At 68.7% G+C, this 17,830-nt stretch carries 9 protein-coding genes; all 9 read right to left on the bottom strand.

The genetic code is table 11. The annotated features are described in order from the left end of the window. Window positions 1-2: 2 nt before the first annotated feature. Genes KNW02_RS08350 through KNW02_RS08310 form a run of 9 tightly spaced genes read right to left on the bottom strand, consistent with a single transcriptional unit; the run spans window position 3 to window position 17,830 of the window. Complete coding sequence (locus tag KNW02_RS08350) at window positions 3-3,404, bottom strand: hypothetical protein (protein ID WP_216032810.1); 3,402 nt, start codon at window positions 3,402-3,404, stop codon at window positions 3-5. Then, window positions 3,401-4,750, bottom strand: a complete 1,350-nt coding sequence (locus tag KNW02_RS08345) for an ATP-binding protein (protein ID WP_216032809.1) — start codon at window positions 4,748-4,750, stop codon at window positions 3,401-3,403. Before KNW02_RS08345 ends, KNW02_RS08350 begins: the two co-directional genes overlap by 4 nt. Continuing rightward, complete coding sequence (locus tag KNW02_RS08340; protein ID WP_216032808.1) at window positions 4,743-9,059, bottom strand: contractile injection system tape measure protein; 4,317 nt, start codon at window positions 9,057-9,059, stop codon at window positions 4,743-4,745. The genes KNW02_RS08345 and KNW02_RS08340 overlap by 8 nt, the downstream gene beginning before the upstream one ends. Next, window positions 9,056-11,257, bottom strand: a complete 2,202-nt coding sequence (locus KNW02_RS08335) for a hypothetical protein (protein WP_216032807.1) — start codon at window positions 11,255-11,257, stop codon at window positions 9,056-9,058. Before KNW02_RS08335 ends, KNW02_RS08340 begins: the two co-directional genes overlap by 4 nt. Next, window positions 11,254-12,222, bottom strand: a complete 969-nt coding sequence (locus tag KNW02_RS08330; protein ID WP_216032806.1) for a hypothetical protein — start codon at window positions 12,220-12,222, stop codon at window positions 11,254-11,256. Before KNW02_RS08330 ends, KNW02_RS08335 begins: the two co-directional genes overlap by 4 nt. Beyond that, window positions 12,219-16,169, bottom strand: a complete 3,951-nt coding sequence (locus KNW02_RS08325; protein ID WP_216032805.1) for a hypothetical protein — start codon at window positions 16,167-16,169, stop codon at window positions 12,219-12,221. Before KNW02_RS08325 ends, KNW02_RS08330 begins: the two co-directional genes overlap by 4 nt. Before the next feature lie 28 nt (window positions 16,170-16,197). Then, entirely contained in the window at window positions 16,198-17,088 is an 891-nt protein-coding gene (locus KNW02_RS08320) for a hypothetical protein (RefSeq protein ID WP_216032804.1), read from the bottom strand. Between the two features lie 9 nt (window positions 17,089-17,097). Beyond that, window positions 17,098-17,535, bottom strand: coding sequence for a GPW/gp25 family protein (locus KNW02_RS08315; protein WP_216032803.1), 438 nt, complete (start codon window positions 17,533-17,535; stop codon window positions 17,098-17,100). Between the two features lie 4 nt (window positions 17,536-17,539). Further along, the gene (locus tag KNW02_RS08310; RefSeq protein WP_216032802.1) at window positions 17,540-17,830 is read right to left on the bottom strand and encodes a PAAR domain-containing protein; all 291 of its coding nucleotides are present in this window, start codon (window positions 17,828-17,830) and stop codon (window positions 17,540-17,542) included.

Below are 17,830 nucleotides of genomic sequence, written 5' to 3'. Positions count from 1 at the left end.
CTCTACGGCTTCGGCCCGTTCTGCACCCGCTGCACGAAATTATAGAGCAGGATCAGACCCAGGGCGGCAAGCAGCAGGAACAGGAACACTTGCGGCCAGACCGAAACCGGATCGCAGCCGCTGAGCAGAGCCAGCGCCCCGATCAGGACGATATTCCCGATCCAGACCGCGCCGATCATCAATGTCCTGAACGCGATCCGGTCTACGATGCCGCTGTAGAATGACCGCCAGGTCAGTGCCAGGATGGTCACGAACAGCAGGATCGCACCCAGCCCAACATAGCCGCGACGCGGGCAGGTGAAGCCGCAGACGCTCTCGACCGGGCCGCGGAAACTGGCCAGCACGGCCGGCAGGGGATCGTCGTCCAGCTTTGCCGTCAGGATCGCCTCGACCCGCCGGGTATCCTCGGCCGCGACGGGATCGTCGGTCGACAGCAGCGGCGCGGGCCAGAAGCCGATGCCGCCGAAATTGTCCTTGAAATAGACGACATCGTCTTCAAGCTGCGAATAGTCGCCCGGTTGCTCCGCGCCGGCCGAGACATTGTGAAGCACATTCCGGTTCGCGCCGGGCGGAATGACCGGGATGATGCTGCGCAGGACCCCGGCCCGGCTTTCGCCCTTGAAGACGCCGCGTTCCATCCGGTAGCGCAGTTCCTTCTTGGTCTCGGTGGTCGGCCGTTCGAGGAACAGCAGGATCTTGTCGACGATCTTGACCGTTTCGCGCTGCCGCGCACCCTGGCCGGACTGTCCGCCATCATCCGGCCGCCAGCCTTCCTCGCGGATCACATAGCTGCTTTCGATCAGCAACTCGTAAAGATCGTCAAAGAGGGGCTGGTTCAACTGCTCTCCGAACAGCGCGAAGTCGAAGGCCAGATTGATCGACAGGTTCTTCCGGTTCGGCAGCGATTCATAGACCTCGAGGATCAGACGGGTCATCTTCTCCATGTCCTGCGGCGCCAGACCCTGCCCCTCATAGCCATGGAAGATCAGCGTCACCCCGTCGGGTTGCACGGAATCGAACAGGGTCGGCAGGGCGGCGTCGATCTGTTCCAGATCATAGCCCTGAAACCGCTTGAACGGGGCCATCTGGGCCGAGATTTCGGCCACCACCTCGTCAATATTGGCGTCGCTCCAGGCCCTCCAGTCGCGCAGATCGAAGGCCACATCGGCCTTGGCGCGGTACCTGTGGGCCGTATTGACGAAATCGCGCTTGGCGTCGGACCATTGCACCTCGTTGCGCAACAGCACCCGGCGCGTTGCCGGAGCGGCGCCGGGCTGGTCGAAGGCGAATTCCAGCCCGTAGAAGGCCAGCCGGCTGACGATCTCGAAATTCACCCGGTTGCGGGGTGCCTCGGCGGCCGCAGCCGTTTCCCCGGCCTCGGCCTCGGCCCCCTCCTCCGCCTCAACGGTTTCTGCCGGCGGCGGGGACAGAAGCGGAGCCTCCCAGAAGGGATAGAAGCCATAGACCTCGGCATAGGGCAGCCGCGAGGACACGCAGCGGCAATCCTGCACCTGCAGGGCACCGTAATCGCGCGGCTCCTCGGGTTCGGTGACGATCCTCTGCGCCTTCATGGTGATCCGGTCGGACACGAATTCCGAGAGCGGCCCGTCGCCGACCCAGCCCTCGGCCAGGGGCACCTGATCCAGCGCGGCCTCGAACAGGCGATAGCTGGGATAGGCGATCCCGGCCAGCGACGCCATCCGCTCGGGCAGGTTCCGTGCCGAGGGGTCGTCCACAGCCGCGGCAATATAGGGCACGCCAAGGATCGCATCCTCAAGTTCGGGCGTCAGCGACCAGCCCGAGACGATCGCCGGCTCGATCTGCTGCATCAGATCGTCCACCTGCTCTGCCGTCTGCGCCGCCGCCACGCCGCGCAGCGCGCCCCTGACCTGGCTTTCGATCAGTTCGGGCGAGGTGGCCGGCGCGAACACGGTTTCGGCCAGAACCTTCAGGATCTGTTCGTTGGTGATGCTGTCGGCCAGCGCGTCATCGGTTGCCCCGGTCACCACCACGCGCGGCACGGTTGGCGGCACCTCCGGCACCTCGACCCCTTCGGGCGCGACATCATAGAAGATCGCCTCGGGCTCGGCCGAGGCCGCCATGGTCTCGGCCGCTTCCTGAACCTCGGCCTCCACCGCCTTGCCGCGATCGACCGTCAGGGCCGCACGGATCCCCGTTGCCAGTTCCTCCTCGGTCTGGGTTCTGATATCGGTGAATTCCTGCAGCACAGGCACGACCGGCTGCACCAGCGGATTCACGATCAGATTATCGGTCCGCTCCGCATCCAGATGGAATTCAAGCGCCAGATCCCGCGGGTCGGCGACGATCTGGCCGACGGTCTCAAGGATGCAGGCGTCCAGCACCGGCGCCAGCACCTCGCGCAGCGCCTGCCACAGGGCATCGCGACTGTCGAAGCCGGGATTCTGCTCGCGGAACTGCTGGAAGATCGGCGAGAGGTTCACGAAATAGGCCAGCGAGTCGATGTCGTCCTGCGACAAGGCATAATAGGTCAGCGTCCGTTCGGTCCTGTCGGCCGTGCAGGGGCCGGTCACGATCGCCTCGCCGGTCTCCTCTCCGGTCTCGGCCTCGGCCGGCGGCAGAACGGTTCCGCCCTGGACGGCGCGGTATTCGCGGATCAGATCCCAGACCGCCGGTTCGGTGCCGGTCAGGCGCAGCCGATAGCTGTCGGGATTGCCCAGGATCCAGCGCGCGAAGCCCTGCCCCCGCAGATCCTGCAAGGCGCCGGGTAGGCCGGCTTCGATCCGGTTCAGCCGGGCCAAAGCCCCGGTGAAATCCGCCGCCTCGCCCGCCACCGGCAACAGGGCACAGACCTGCGCCGCCGAGGTCAGGCCATAAAGCTGCTCAAGCAACGCGGCGCCCTCGGCGGCAGTGGACGCATCGGCAATGGCCGCCTCGGCCCCGGCGCAGGGAAAGCTGGCGCGCTGATCACTCAGCACCTGCACCGTCATCATCGGTGTGCCGGCCAGCCGCAGGGGCAAGGTCACTTCGCCGGTGGCAATCTGCTCAAGCATCAGATCCGCCAGCGGCCGGTCCGACAGCACCTCGCGCCATTCCGGCATCAGGTCGGTGAGGGCGGCATATTCACGTGTCAGCGCAACCGTGCCCGGCACGTCCTCGCCATCCTCGAAACGCGGCACCGTCTCGCACAGGCGCACCATGGCCTGCCGGGTATAGGACCCCAGAAGCCCGTCACGCAGCCGCGGGTTCTCGTCCTGCAGGGCGCGGCGCAGTCCGGTCTGCACGGTCTCGACCGGGGTTCCGTCAAGCTGGGCGGTGGTGATCGCGTCAAGATCGGCACAGGCCGCCAGACCCGCGACCGGCGCGGCAACAGCCAGCACGAAGGGCAGGACGAAACGGCGCAACCCACCAAGCAGAGCGTTCATGACGTGCGACCCTCCTTACGCATTTCGGCGGTGATGGCGAGGCGGAGATCCTGATCGCTGATCTCTGCATGCCCGCCGCGCAGCGCCGAAATCGCGGCGTGGCGCACGACATTGGTGATGGCAGCCCCGGTCAGGTCGTGGTCACCCGCCAGCCTGCGGATATCAACATCGGCCGCCAGCGGCAGGTCCGCGGCGATGCCGGTCCATAACTGCACCCTCTCGGCCGCGCTTGGACGGCTGAAGCCGACGGCTGCCTGAAAGCGCCGGAAGAAGGCATCGTCGATATTGCCGCGCAGGTTGCTTGCCAGGATCACCAGGCTTTCGCATTCCTCGATCCGCTGCAGCAGATAGGACACTTCCTGATTGGCATAGCGGTCGTTCGAATTGGCCGAGGGCGTACGCGCGCCGAACAGCGCGTCGGCCTCGTCGAAGAACAGCACCCAGTCGCATTCGGCGGCCATGTCGAAGATGCGGCCCAGGTTCTTCTCGGTCTCGCCGATATATTTGGACACCACCATCGACAGATCGACACGATAGACATCAAGCCCGGTCCGCTGCCCCAAGAGCGTCGCGGCCAGCGTCTTGCCGGTGCCGGGCGGCCCGAAGAACAAGGCCTTGAAACCGCGCCCGACATGGCGCCCCAGGCCCCAGTCGTCGAGGATCCGGCGGCGCCCGACCTGCCAGGCAAGGATATGCTCCAGCTGGTCGCGCACCGCCCGCGGCACGATCAGGTCCTCCCAGCCCAGACCGGTCGTCAGCCGCCGCGCCGGAAACGAGGGCGTGAAGTCGGGCCGCGGCGGCGTGCCGTCACACAGCGCGATGATCCGCTGGACCGGCAGGTCCAGCACCGCGCCATGAACGGTGCCGGACGCGCCCAGCGTCAAGCCGGCCTTGCGGCGCAGCGGGTGATCGGGCTCGAACAGGCGCATGGCCGCGATCCGCGCCACGGTATCGGTCCCGGCCAGCAGGAACAGGGCGGTCTCGGCCGTCGGCATGAAGGCACCCTGCCCGGCCGGTTGCCCGCCGAACTCGGAGAAAATCCGGTCGATGGCCGAGTTGCGGACATAGAACGGGTCCAGCGCCGCGGAATTCACATGCGGCGCGACGGCCAGTGCCAGCACCAGACGCGCAGCCGGGGTCATCTCGGGTTCGCGCAGCAGCACCGCGAGAGCCGATTCCGCCGCCGGAACCGGCGGCACGGGCAGAACGAAGGGATCGGAGCTGCCGGCGAAGAAATGCCGCAGCCGCAGATCGATGCAGTCGCCCAGCCAGGCGATCTCGTCCGCCACCGCCCGTGCATGGGGGGCAGAGGCCTGTTTCGGGGTGATGATCCGGGCGTCATTCATCCTGCGACCTCCAGCCGATATGGCAGGGCTGTCTCATCCAGGGCAGCGCAAAGACCGTCAGCGACCAGGGCAGGCCATCCAGAAGCATGTCATAGGGCCCCGGCGCGACGCGGAGATGCGCCCCCGCCTCGTCGAAGCGCAGGATCCCGCCGCGACGCAGGAAGGTCTGACGCAACCCGTCCGGCGAGGTGTTCCCAAGCCGGCCCCAATGCGCGATCACCGACCGCAGAAGCCCGTCGATCAGGTCGCGCCCGGCATCGTCCAGGGGCTCGGGCAGGATCAGCGGCGCACCGTCGGGCAGGCCCAGCAGCAGCCGGTGCATCGGATCGGCCCCCCGCGACGCATCGGTGCCGGACAGCGCAAGCAGCGTGGCCAGCGCCTGCGGCAGATGCTCGGGGTGGATCGACGGTTGCGGCGTCAGCAGGCCCAGACGCTGAAACAGCAGTTGCAGGAACGGATGCAGGATGACCAGACCGGCGGTTTCGGTCACCAGAAGCTCCTGGACCCGATCGGCGGTATCTACGGCCCTGCCACCGTCGGAAACCGCGGTTTCCTGCGCTGCGGAGGCGGGTTTGCGGGTGCCGGCGATCAGGCTTTCCAGCGCCCGCCGCGTCCGCGCCCGGATCGACCCCTCGCCCGGCCGGGCACCATATCCGATCCGCGCCACCACATGCCGCAGCGCCCTTGCGCGCGCCTCAGGATCAGGTTCGATCCGCGCCAGCGCCTCGGCAAGCGCGGCGTCCAGCATCCCGTTTTTCGCCGCCCCTCGCCCGTGCCCGATCAGCCGTTCCAGCAGCAATTGCCAGACCGCATGTTGCCGCCACGCCCGTCCGTCCGGCGCCGCAGGGTCATCACCGCTCGCCGGACCCGAGGGCCAGGCTGCAAGGATCAGGGACAGGCTGTCCCGCAGGATGTATCCGCCCGGATCAAGGCCCGCATCCAGCAAGGCCTCGACCCGTTCGCGCCCGTCCGCCGACACCGGCAATACTCGCGACGACGGTGCCTGCCTTGCCCTGTCAGCATCCGGCTGCATCGCTTTGTGCGACACCTCGCCCGAAGTCATCGGCGGGACCGTCTGCAACAGCCGGCTTATGTCATCCTCTGCAAGACCCACCGCCCGCAGCAGTTCCGCCATCACGGACCGATACCGGGTGCCCGGCGCATCAAGGTCCGCACCCGCGATTGCCGGGCCATCGTCGGCCTCGGCTTCCGGACGCGCATCAACGGTATTCCGGGCGGTCTGCGATCCGCCCCGGACCATCGGCGGCACCTCTGTCGCATCGTCGCTCGACTTGTCGGGGCGGGCGGGTGTCCCTGCGCGGGGCCGCCGGACTTCCTGTCCGGTGTCGTCTGCGTCCGCCACGAGTGGTCTGCCGCCCCCCGCTCGCTCGGGGTCGACCCTTCCGGCGTCAGGGCGACGGGTCAGGTCTCCGGAGGGTGCGGTTTTACCGGCCCGAACCGCCGCCTCAAGGTCGATCATGCCGCCGCCCAGCAGATCGCGCAGAACGCTGAGCAGCGCCGAAACCGGATCGGGAACCTCGCGGGCCAGCCGCGCGATGCTGGCGCCAAGCGCATCTGCGCCGGGCGGCAGGATCCGCAGGGCAAGGCGGGTCATTTCCTCCGCGCCCAGCGGGTGAGGCAGCGCCTCCCGGCCCGTGGGCTGCCTCGGACCCTCGCTTGCCCCGGCAGAAACGCCCCCCGGTCGTTCGCCCTCCGAAGTGTGGTGCCCGAGCCATTGCTGCAGGCGGTCTCTCTGCCGCGCACCAGGGATCGCCGCCAGTCTGCGGGCGAAATCCTCCGGATCGGCCTGCCGCAGATGCAACAATCGCTGCTGCAGAAGCGAGGGCGAAAGTTCATCCGCAGCCTGCAGAATGGCCCGCGCCGCGTCGTAGATATCGGCGACGGGATCGCCCGCGAACATGCCCTGCGCTGCCACATCATCGGCCGGGGGCCCGCCATTTCCCCCTTGGTCCTGCGGCCGGACATCGCCCGCCCCGTCCCGCCCGACGCGCGCGGCATCAAGGCCGCCCGCGTCGCTCGCTTCCGGCACGCGGGTTCCGTCGCCGGAAGCGGGGTCGGCAGTTCCCTCGTTGATTTCGGGGCCATCACCCTCCTGCGACATGCCTTTCGCGGCTCCCCGCGATGCCTGATCGGCCCGCGACCCGTCGCGCCCTGTGAGCGACGCCTTCTCTGCCGAATGGCTGCCCGGATCGTGCCCGGCATGGGCCACGTCTTCCTGCCGCGGGATTTCAGAGCCGGGGCGCCCCGATGCGGCGGCCGGTGGCGGGGTGCCTTCACCCTTCCGTTCAGGGCCGGCCATACCGCCCTTCACGGATTCTGCGGTGTCTGCGGCCCGCCCGACCCGTCCCGCGGCCTCGAGGTCGATCAGACCGCCCGCCAGCAGATCGCGCAGGACGCTGAGCATCGCCGGAACCGGATCGGAAACCTCGCGGGCCAGCCGCGCGATAGCTTCGCCAAGCATATCCGCACCGGGCGGCAACAGCCGCAGGGCGAGGCCTGTCAGTTCCTCGGCGCTCAACGGGGGACGCAGATTCCCGGGCCGGTTTCGGGGCTGCATCCGGTCGTTCCGCGGCTCGGCGGAAACACCCACCGCTGGCCCGGATTGCGCGGGCTGGCCGTCGAGCCACAACCCGAGGCGATGTTGCAGCGCCAGATCCGGGATCGCGGCGAGCCTGCGCGCAAAGCCGGTCTGATCGGCCTGCCGCAGGTTCGCCAATTGCCAGCGCAGAAGCGCGGGTGAAACGTCATCCGGAACCCTCAGAACAGCCCGCGCAGCGTCGAGCAGGTCGGCCGCGGCATCGTCAATCGGTGCGGCGTAGCCGGCCGTATCAAGGTCCGAATACCCGGCATTCCCCGCCTGCTCTCCGGGCTGGACACCGTCCTCCCAAGCCGGGCTGGTTCTTCCGCCATCCGCGCGACCCGCATCCCCCTCTGCCTTGCGCGTCCGCCCCGGATCGGTCGCCGAGACGCCGTCTGCCGCTGTTGCCTCACCGGGCGCCCGTCCCTCGTCCGGATCAACGGGCGGCAGGTCTGCGGCCTCGTCCACCAACGGGTCAGGCGCCTGAGGAGGGGGAACCGCTGCCGCACCTTCCGGCGTGGCGAACCGCGCCCGCGCCCGGAAGTCGTCGGCGCCCGCAGGCGTGGCAGGGGGATCCTGCAGGTCATCCGGCACGCCTTGCCGGTGTTCCCCATCCCGACGCCCGGCGTCGTTCCCTGCCGTGTGCGCCCGGCCCGGATCGGTTCCGGAAACACCCTCCGCAATTGCCGTCTCAGAACGCGTCTGCCCCTCGCCCGGATCAAGGGGGGTCAACTCCGCGGCATCATTAACCACCCGGTCGTGCACCTGACGGCGGCCCCTTCCGGCGGCCCCTTCCGGCGTGGCCCCCCGTATCGCATCCGCCCCCCTGCCCGCGTCCGCAGATGTCGCAAGAGGATGTCGAGCATCTTGCCGGTTGCCGGCATCCGGGCCGGTTGCCGCCGGCTTTCCGCCCGGGCTGACCGGAACCTGCCGGTCGGGTTGCAGCCGCGAAAACCCAAGCCGCAACATGAGCCCGGCGACAAGGCTGGCGACCAGGCGATCCAGTTCGGCATCCGGCAGGCCGACCGGACGAAAGACCCGCGCCAGCCGCGCCTCCAGGTCACGAACGGCGCCAAGACTGTCGGCATCGCCCGCGGCCAGACGGTCCAGAAAGTCCCGGTCCGGCAGCGAGGACAGTGCGGCCAGGCAGTCCCGGTATCGTGCCGGCCGGGTGTCCCGCAGATGGCGGATCAGCGCAGGTGCATCGCTGCCGGCCTCCGCCCCCCACCAGCGCCGGATCTGCCGAAGAAGTCCCTGCGCCGCCCCGTCGTCCCGGCTTACCTCACCGTCCTGCCCGACAGGTTCATCCTCCCTTGCGGCAGAAGACGCATCCAACAAGGCATTTGTATCCTTGCCGTCCGCAACCCGAAGCGGTCCCGCCGCCATGATGCGGCCAACGGCGGGCAGATAGGGCGCCAGCGCCTCGCGCAGCAGCCGGTCGAACACCTCGCGCAGGGCCGGCCAGTCCGGATCCTCGGGCCACTGCCCCAATTCGATCTCGATCCGGGGGATCCGGGCATCGGCCGAAGCCAGCGGCGGGCGGTCCAGAACGTCGGACAGCACCGGCAGGATCTCGCGCTGCAGGGCCTGAAGCAAGGACTCGGGCGAGGCAAGCGGACCGCTGCGCGCCGTCACCCGCAACTCGGCCTCGCAACTGCCGATCCGCGGCCCGTCGGCATCCGGCCAGTCCGCGCGCATCGCCCGGGTCATGCGCCTGCCTCGCATTTGGCAAGATAGTCGCGCAGCTTCCCGCCGGCACCGGCTTCGCCCGCCCGCGCAGCGGCATGGAGGGACGCGAACCGCCGCATTCCCGGCAAGGACAGCCACAGCGGCCGGATCAGCAGATGCGCGGGCGCGTGCTGTTCGACCAGATCCTCGACATAGCGGCGAAAGGCCGGGATGGCACAGCGCGCGGTCCAGCCTGTCAGCACGAGATGGGCGACATGCGGGCGAAAGCCCGCCACGTCGCGCGGCCCGTCGCGCAGCAGGATATCCTCGACCAGAACCATGGCCTCGCTGTCGCGGTGCAACTGCCGCCATGTCGCCAGAAGCCGGGCAAGGTCGCGCCGGGCCGAGGCGTGGTCGTCGCAGCGGGCCAGCCGCAGGGGTGCCCGCCCGGCGCCATCGTCGAACAGGATCGACCATCCGCCCCCCTCCGGCGTAAGAAACAGGTGGCGGCGATCGGCAAGCCGCAGGAACTGCCGATGCGAGATCATGCCGGCGCCGGTCCATGGCACCAGATCGCGCAGAGCCGCGGCCGGAAAGGGGCGGGCCTCGGCCTCCATGCCCAGCATGTCCAGAAGGTCGGGCGGCATCCCGGGTTCGTCCTCCAGCCGGTAGCCGGCATCGGGATCCGCGTCCTCGCCGGCCATTTCGGCCCGTGGCCCGCCCCCGGCCTCGTCCTCGCCGATGCGCAGGCCATAGTCGTCCAGCAGGCCGCCAATGCCCGCCTGCACGGTCTGCTCGGCGGCCAGATCGGCAAGGATGGAAAGACGCCCCAGAAACCCGCCCGCGCCGGCCGGACCCGGCCCGGTGATGCGGGCCGCATTCAGCCGCGGCAGCGCCAGAAGATAGCGCAGCCGCCAGTCCAGTTCGAAGCCATGCCGCGCCCGGTCCCCGAGATAGTGGTGCAGCCCGGTATGGCGCGTCGCCGGCATCTCTTCGCCCTGCAGCGCAATCAGATAATCCAGCAGCGCACGCCGGCGGTGCCATGTCGCGGGGTCGTGGGTCGAAATATCCGTCTCGGCGGCAAAGAAGCGCGGCAGTTCCGACAGATCCCCCGCGATCGAGGCCAGATGCCCGTCGATCGCTTGGCGATAGGTTTTCAGCCCGGCCCCGACATCGGCCTGGCTTTGCATCGCGGCACGATAGAAGCCGGGCAACAGGCCATCGACCTGACGATGCGAATAGTCCCGGCGGCGGCCCGGTCGCATGACATGCCAGTCGGTCGCGTCAAAGTGATGCCGCGCCTGGGCGATGCGCTCGGCAGAGATGCGCACGAACTCCTCGTGCAGGCGCACCGGATCAAGCGGGATGGGAACGCCGTTGAGGGTGACGGTCAGGGCGATTTCCTCGGCGGTGCGTGGCAGGCGCGAGGCGAAATAGAACGGCCCCGCGCCATCGGGTGGCGCCCCCACCGGTTCAAGTTTCAGCGGCCCGATATCGCGCAGCCCGGGCAGCGCCCGCAGATCGCCCAGATGGTTGTCCAGATCGAGGCTGTGATCGCGGTGCCCCTCGCGCCCGCGCAGCATCGCCTCGGGGGCAGCATAGGCGTCCTGCCGCGTGATCCCGCCAGCCTCGGCGCCATGCGCGCCCCCGCGCAGGATGATCGAGACCGCCTGATACATCTGGGCGGCGACGAATTCGGGCAGGGCGTCGGGGATCATCTCGACCTGGCCGGCAAGCTGCACCTCGCGGCAGCGGGCGATGCGGATCGCGTTGCGGTCACAGCAGAGCGGCCGCACCGCGTCGAATGCACGCGCCATGGCCTCGTACAGGGGCTGATGCGCGACATCTTCGGAGGCAGGAACGACAAGAAGATCGTACAACCCCGGCCCCCCGGCTCCGGCAGGCATCAAGGTCACACTGGCCGCCCCCTCGCATGCCGACAGCCAGATCTCCAGATCGGCGGTCGTGACCGGATCGCTGTTCAGCACCTTGCGCGGCCGGAACAGGGCGAGGTCCCGGAAATTGAAATGCCCGCGCGCGTCGGTCAGCAGATCGCGCGGGTCATGGGCGATCCGGTAGGCCAGTTCGCTCAGCGCGAAACAGCTCTGCTCCAGCAGGGTCACACCCGGATCGTGCAGGTTGTAATCGGTCCAGATCTCGCCCGAAGCCTCTTGCGCATAGCCGATCCCGACCCTGCGCAGATCGGCGAAATCGGCATATTCGGGAACCGCGCCGGTCATAGCACACCTTCGTCCCGGTCGCGCCCGTCCCTCTCGTCCGACCCCTGCATGAAGCTGTCGAACCACAACCGCGTCAGGTAATAGCGGACCACCCTGTCCGAGCCGAAATTGGCGTTGGTCCGCAGTTGCAGCTTGAAGTAATGCCGCTCGCCCGTCGCCACCCAACGCAGCCGCAGCCGGTCCGCATAGCTGCCATAGACCGCGGTCTGGGTCCGGATTTCACGCCGGCCGAACAGCCAGTTGAGGATCGGGTTGCGCGGATGAAAGGCGTTCATGGCGATGGCATGCAACATGGAATAGCGGCCCCGATAGCGTTCGCCCCCGGCCCCGGCCATCACCTCGAAGGCCTGGCAGCCGGTCAGCGGATGGGTGATGTCGTGCCATTTTCCATCGGCGGGAACCGAGACGATCTTCTGTGTCGGCGCCCCGATGCGGCCCGACATGCGGGCGACACCGCCCACATCCAGCCGCCAGTCGGGAACCTCGTTGCTGACCCCGACCCGACCGTCATGCGTGAGGCTGAGCCCGGAATGGGACAGCGATCCGGGCGTCGCGGCCTCGGCCGGACGCGCGGAGCCGAGGCGGGTCGCCCCCGGCCGGGCGCGGACATAGCCCGACGGCAGGGCACGGCCGGCCCCCTCGTCACGCGGCGCAGGCGCCGCGGGCCTTGCTTCGCCGTCCAGCAGCGCGGCACGGCCAAGATCGGGCCGCAGATGCAGGGCGCCTGGCACATCACCATGTTCCACCACCCAGGACGGGTTCGGCGTGCCCGCCCCCTGATAGAGGCTCAGAAGCCGCAGCGAAGAGCCGGCCGAATGGATGCGCAGCCCGTCGGGCACGGTCTTGGAAAACCCGTCCTCGACCTGGTTCACGGTGCTGTCGATCAGGTCGCGGTAATGCTCTGCCGTCGGCAGCGCGCCATTGCGGAAAAAGGACTTCAGGGTCGGGCGGTCTTGTTTTGTCACGGCGTCGTCCTTTGACCTACGATCAGCATCTCGCCGACATGCAGGCTGCCGATGCCACTGGCAGCCGGGGCCTCCTCCTCGATGTCGGACAGGATGGTGAGAACATGATCGGCCGCCGACAGCGGCAGGCCCCAGGGCCGGCGCGGGCGGATGATCGGACCATAGAGGCCGCGCGGATCCTCGGCAGCCTGGGCCGTGTCCAGAAGCTCGTGGCTCCGGCTGTCATCGGCCGAAAGATGCAGGACCGAGAAATCGGTCACCCCGCGCACATAGCCCAGATCGGCGATATGGGCCTTCAGCGCGCGCGTGTTCAGCGACCAGCCGAAACGCTGCAGCGCCCGCCCCGCGGTCCAGACCGACAGGTAACGCGCCAGTTCGTGCTTCAGGGCCTGGGCCATGGCGCCGTTCTCGCGCCCGGCCTCGACCGCGATCTTGGCGCGGACCTGCAACCGCTCGAAGGCCGGGTTCACCACCTCGAAACGGGCGAATGCAGTGCCCTGACCGGCGATGAAATCATGGATCCGCTGCAGGACGGCGACGTCGAACAGGCAGGGCTCGGGATGGCGCGGCGTCCGCCCTCCGGGCGGGCGCCGCACCGCCACCACGGTGGCCACGCCCGGCATCGGCGCCGGGTCGGTCCGGTCCAGATGCGGCAGGCATTTCACCATCCAGACCTCGGGGAATTCCTGCAGCACCATCCGCTCGATATCCCAGGGCGTCACCGCGCGCCGGCGATGCCGCAGCCGCTCGCCGACGCGGGCCACATAGGCGTCGGTGGTTTCGGGGGGATGGACATCGCCGGGCGTGGCGATCTCGCGGATCGCGCCGATTCCGGGCTGCGGCGGGTTGAAGCTCCAGACGCGGCCCGGCTCATCGCCGCGCCAGCTGCTGTCGCCGCGCCGCACCCAGATGCCATTCACGCTGATCCGGTTCAGCCGCGGAAACACATGCAGCCGGCGGGTGGTGGCAACGGCGGCGATCCAGACCCCGCCGGCCGGCATCTCGGGTGAATGCTCGATCGCATCCTCGGGCAGGTCGATCGTCACCAGACCCGAGCGCATCAGCCCGGCGGTGGTGTCCGAGGACAGCGAGGTCTCGGGCATGTCCTTCCAGCCATGGGCCGACAGATAGCACCAGCGCACCGGATTGGGCCGCGGCACCAGCCGCAGATGCGCGGATTCGGCGATATCGAAGCAGATCACCGTCGGCCCGGTCGGGTTCGGCCCGGTGATCTGGATGAACAGCTGCCCGAAGCCCAGCCGCGGCGGGAACAGCTCGAAATCGCGCATCATCCGCTGCGGGAACACCTCGACCCGGCCGAAGGGGCCGACCTGCACGATCCGCTCGCCCGGCCTGGCGCTGTCGGGGGCGTTCACATCGGTCACCGCATGGGCGGTATAGTCCAGCGAAAACCGGGCGATGCTCGGCACGAAGGGAGCCGAAGGCACGCGACGGGCAAGGAAGGGCAGAAGCTGCGGCCGCATCGCCCGCACCAGCGCCAGCGGATACTGGTCCCGGCCGAAACCGCCGGCCGTCCCGGCCAGCGTCAGCCGCACCATCCCCGCCCGCACGGTCTGGCGTGATCGGAACTCGTCAGGCGAGACGGCACCGGTGGCCGGGATCGAATGCCCGGCCACCTGCCCCTCGAAGCGCCAGGTCTCCATCAGCTCGCCGGCGACATCCTCGCTCTGGAACAGCGGCAGCGGCGCGGCGCTGACCGGCTTCCAGCCGTCGCCGCTGAGATAGTCCACCTGCAGCACCGGATCGGGAATATCGGTCCACTTGGGATAGCCGTCGTAATGGCGCACGAAGCCGCCGATGCGGTCCGGGATCGCATCCCATGTCAGAACCACGCCGACCGCGGTGACCGGCTTGCCGGCCATCTCGGGGTGGCCGACCTGAAAGGTCGAACCGTCGGCGGGACGCTGGCCGAAGGGGGCAAAGGTCTGGGCGGTGGTGACCGGCCCCTCGTCCGAGAATGCCGACAGCTTTCGCAGCCCGCTGACCTTGACGGTGAATTCCACGTTCTCCAGCGTATAGCGCTCAAAGAAGGACAGCGGGCAAAGCCGACCGTTCCCGGCCGCGCGCAGCATCAGGGTCGGCGAGAAACCGGGCGCCGGCCCCGTGATCGCCGGCACCGACGGGTCCAGCCGCAGCGACAGGGTGATCCCCCCCGATGAGCGTCGGGCGCGGATCGGCAGCACCTGCATCATGCTGGGGCTCACGGGGCCTTCCGCGGTGCTGAGCCGCAGATCGAAGGCATCGCCCAGCAGGCTTTCGAACACGTCCTCGGGCGTATAGTCGATGGTGCCGTCGGGCCGTTCCGAGAAGGCCGAGAAGATCATCGATCCCTGCAGCGCATCCTCGTAGGGTTCCAGGCCGGCCCGGCCCTGACCGACGAGATCCGGCCGGTGACGGTCGATCAGCGCGAACAGCCGGGTCCAGTATTCGCCGGCGGGGAACGGCGCGCGCTCGATCAGGCTCAGCGTCGCGATCCGGCCCAGCAGCATCCGCAACCCGGCGACGCCCGGGACAAGGCCCGTCAGATGCTCGTAGATCAGCGACATCGACGGGGTGATCTGCCGGTCCAGCGCCAGCTGGCTGATGGCCAGGGTCAGGGTCTCGACCGCGGCCTCGCGCTTGCCCGTCATCATGGCGGCGACCAGATCGGGATCGCCCGCCAGCACCAGCCGGACATCGGGATCGGGGAAGGGGCCCGGGTTTTCCTGCTCGTGCCGGGTCAGGGGCCGCGACGCCGCCGGCAGGTCCGAGCAGCGCTTCAGATGCAGCGAGACCTCGATCAGCCGCACCCCCTCGGACAGCGCCAGCATAGGAGACGAGATATCCAGCCCCATCTGGTTCGGGATTTCGCTGCCCTGGGTAAAGACCCTGCCCGATGGATCGCCGGTCGCCGCATCCGGCCGGAACCGGGCGGCGCGGACGCCGGTGATCCCGTCCAGCGCCGCATTGTAGGAAATATGCCGGTCGGTTTCATAGGCCAGCATCGCCACATCCGCGATCATCGCGGGGCCGACCGGCACTGCCGCCTCGCTGGAGAACTGCTGGATGGTGGCATCGGGCAGCCGCGCCGCCAGCTTTGTCTCGGGCGCAAGATGCAGCGACTGCAGAGACTGATCCAGCGCCAGCAGAACCCGTTCGGTCCCCGGCGGGGCAGGCTTCTGCCCGATGATCGCGTCATAGTAATGCCGGGTATGGATTTCCGGCAGGCGGTTGAGCGCGGCCTCGACATGCTGCGCGGTGCGCAGTTCCGCGATCAGCAGGCCAAGGGCGGGATCGATCCGGCCCGAATGGATCCGATTGTCGAACGCGGCCTGTGCAAGCGGTGCGAAGGTGGCCGCGGCATTGCGCAGCATGGTGTGGGCGGCCCGCAACTGCTCGTGCAACTCGCGGGCAGCGGCCAGTGCCCTGCCCTGCCCTTTCAGCGCCTCGACCGCCGGATGCTGCCGCAACAGGTCCAGCACCGCGCCCTTGCGATCGACGGCCAGCACGCCAAGACGTTCGCGCAGTCGAATCTCGGCATCCATCTGGTCAAGCTGGCGCGAGAACAGACGCGGTGCGTCGAAATCCATGCGCTGGATAAAGCCCTGCAACTGCCCGGCCAGATCGGCGATCATCGCGGCGGCAAGGTGCGGATCGCGCTCCAGCACCTCGGAAAAGGCGAAACCGGCCTCTGCCGGATCGAAGCTGATCAACTGGGCGAAGAGGTAGGCCGGTTCCTGCTGGAAGAGCCGCGCCCAGGGGCTGGCATAGGGGTCGAGGCGCGCGACCGCGGCCCGGTCTGCCCCCAGCCGCCGACCCGCGGCGCAGAAGGCCACAGCCAGCGATCGCGACCGAATCCACAAGTCGCGATGCGCCAGGGCCGCCGGCAGCCGCGCGGAGGCCAGCGAACCCGGCGTCGGTTCGATATCGAGCCAACGCCCGCTCACCTTCCTTCCTCCTCAACCGCGAGATACGTCATGGCGACCCCGCCGGCTGATCGGACAGGAACACCCCGGTAATGGCGCCGACATCGCTTTCGATCATGAAGACCCCGCCGACGGCATCGGGCGGTGCCGGGCGTTCCCCGGATGCAAAAAGCGAGGATTCGAAGGCGGCCCTGAACGGCACCGGCTGATCGCCCTGACCGAAGGGCTGGCCGGTCGCGCCGGCTGCGTCGCTCACCGTGATCTGGCCCTGTCCGCTGCTGACGAATCGCGCGCCGCAGAGAAAGAGATTGGTCCAGCGAAGCCGCGTGAAGGGCAACCCGCCGCCAGAGAGTTCGGCGTTGAGTTCCGCGCGCCGGGTGCCGTAGCCCACGACCAGCGTGAACCGTCCCGTCGCCTGCGCGGTCATGCCCTGCCCGTCGCTGGCCGGGGCGCCAAGCCGGACCTCGATCCGGCCGCTGTGGCTCGCGCCACCCGCACCGGGGATCTCGGCGGCGTCCGGCATCGGCCCGACAACCATCGCGCCGGCATAGGCGCTGCCCTCGGCCTCGTAGAGGAAGTCGTAGACCGCGGGCAAACTTCCGGCGGCCCCGAAGCCCGCCCGCGCCGTCGCGTTCGAGCCTCCCGAACCCGTCAGCCCCCCGTCGCCGGCCTTGAACTTCTCGAAGTTCTGATCGTCGAAGGCCAGCGATTGCAGCATCCCGTTTCCGGCCTCCACGCCGCTTACGACCAGCGCCTCGAAGCCCTGCGCGGCTTCGGATTGCCGCAGATAGGCGCCACTCAGCCGGTCATCGCCGCCATCCGCCAGGGCACAGGCCGCAACCGGCTCCGGGTCATCGGCGCCCCCGCAGCCCGCAACAGCCAGCGCGAGCCCCGCCAGCAGGGCGGTCCGCATGATCCGAAGCTGATGCCGGCTTTCCATCGCTGCCCCCTATGAGCCCGAGGCGGCGAAGCCGGGCAGCAGCGTGCCCTCGGCCAGGTAGAAGGGAAAGACGATGTTGCTGCGCGAGTTGGTCTGATCGACCGAATAGTCCAGCCGGATGCGCAGAATCCCGTCAAGCCAGTCCTCGGTGCCGACGATGACCTGATGTAGGGTAATGCGCGGCTCGAAGAACAGGATCGCCTCGGAAATTGCCGTCTCGATCGCCGCCTCGGTCTCGCCATCCATGATCTCGAAGACCAGATCGTGGATCCGGCAGCCATAGGTCGGATGCATGATCCGCTCGCCTCGGCGCGTGCCCATCAGGATGTGCAGGCTTTCGGCGATGTCGTCCTCGGCCTCGGCCAGCGCGGGCTGGCCGGTATTGGCGTCGAAATCCGGCGGAAAGTGCCAGCCTCGGCCAAGAAATCCCGGGTCATCGCGCGCCATGGCCCTAGCCCCCGATCATCACGGTCGGGGCGCCCAGCACGATGGCGCCGCCATGCGCGGTCGAATCGCCCATCCGTGCCGCCGGCTTGCCGCCGATCATCACCGTGGCCGAGCCCTTGACGATCGTCGCCGGCGGGCCGACGCAGGTGCAGTTGTCACCGACCACGGCGGCGGGAAGGCTGACGATCAGAACGGTCGGCACCCCCGGCCCGATGATCGGCCCGCCGACATGCGGCACGATGCCGGTCACCATGGGACAGCTGTGCATGTCGGTCAGTCTGGCAGCGGGTGGCAT

It is taken from the genome of Paracoccus marinaquae (assembly GCF_018860165.1).
In the GTDB taxonomy this organism is placed as follows: domain Bacteria; phylum Pseudomonadota; class Alphaproteobacteria; order Rhodobacterales; family Rhodobacteraceae; genus Paracoccus; species Paracoccus marinaquae.
Note: the sequence above shows the minus strand (reverse complement) of the source record. Positions and strands in the feature narration are given on the sequence as shown.

What these genes read in the sequence shown, in the direction of transcription:
- KNW02_RS08350 (WP_216032810.1), bottom strand. Translation starts at nt 3,404, where the DNA reads ATGAACGCTCTGCTTGGTGGGTTGCGCCGTTTCGTCCTGCCCTTCGTG.
- KNW02_RS08315 (WP_216032803.1), bottom strand. Translation starts at nt 17,535, where the DNA reads ATGGCGCGCGATGACCCGGGATTTCTTGGCCGAGGCTGGCACTTTCCG.
- KNW02_RS08345 (WP_216032809.1), bottom strand. Translation starts at nt 4,750, where the DNA reads ATGAATGACGCCCGGATCATCACCCCGAAACAGGCCTCTGCCCCCCAT.
- KNW02_RS08310 (WP_216032802.1), bottom strand. Translation starts at nt 17,830, where the DNA reads ATGCCACCCGCTGCCAGACTGACCGACATGCACAGCTGTCCCATGGTG.
- KNW02_RS08320 (WP_216032804.1), bottom strand. Translation starts at nt 17,088, where the DNA reads ATGGAAAGCCGGCATCAGCTTCGGATCATGCGGACCGCCCTGCTGGCG.
- KNW02_RS08335 (WP_216032807.1), bottom strand. Translation starts at nt 11,257, where the DNA reads ATGACCGGCGCGGTTCCCGAATATGCCGATTTCGCCGATCTGCGCAGG.
- KNW02_RS08340 (WP_216032808.1), bottom strand. Translation starts at nt 9,059, where the DNA reads ATGACCCGGGCGATGCGCGCGGACTGGCCGGATGCCGACGGGCCGCGG.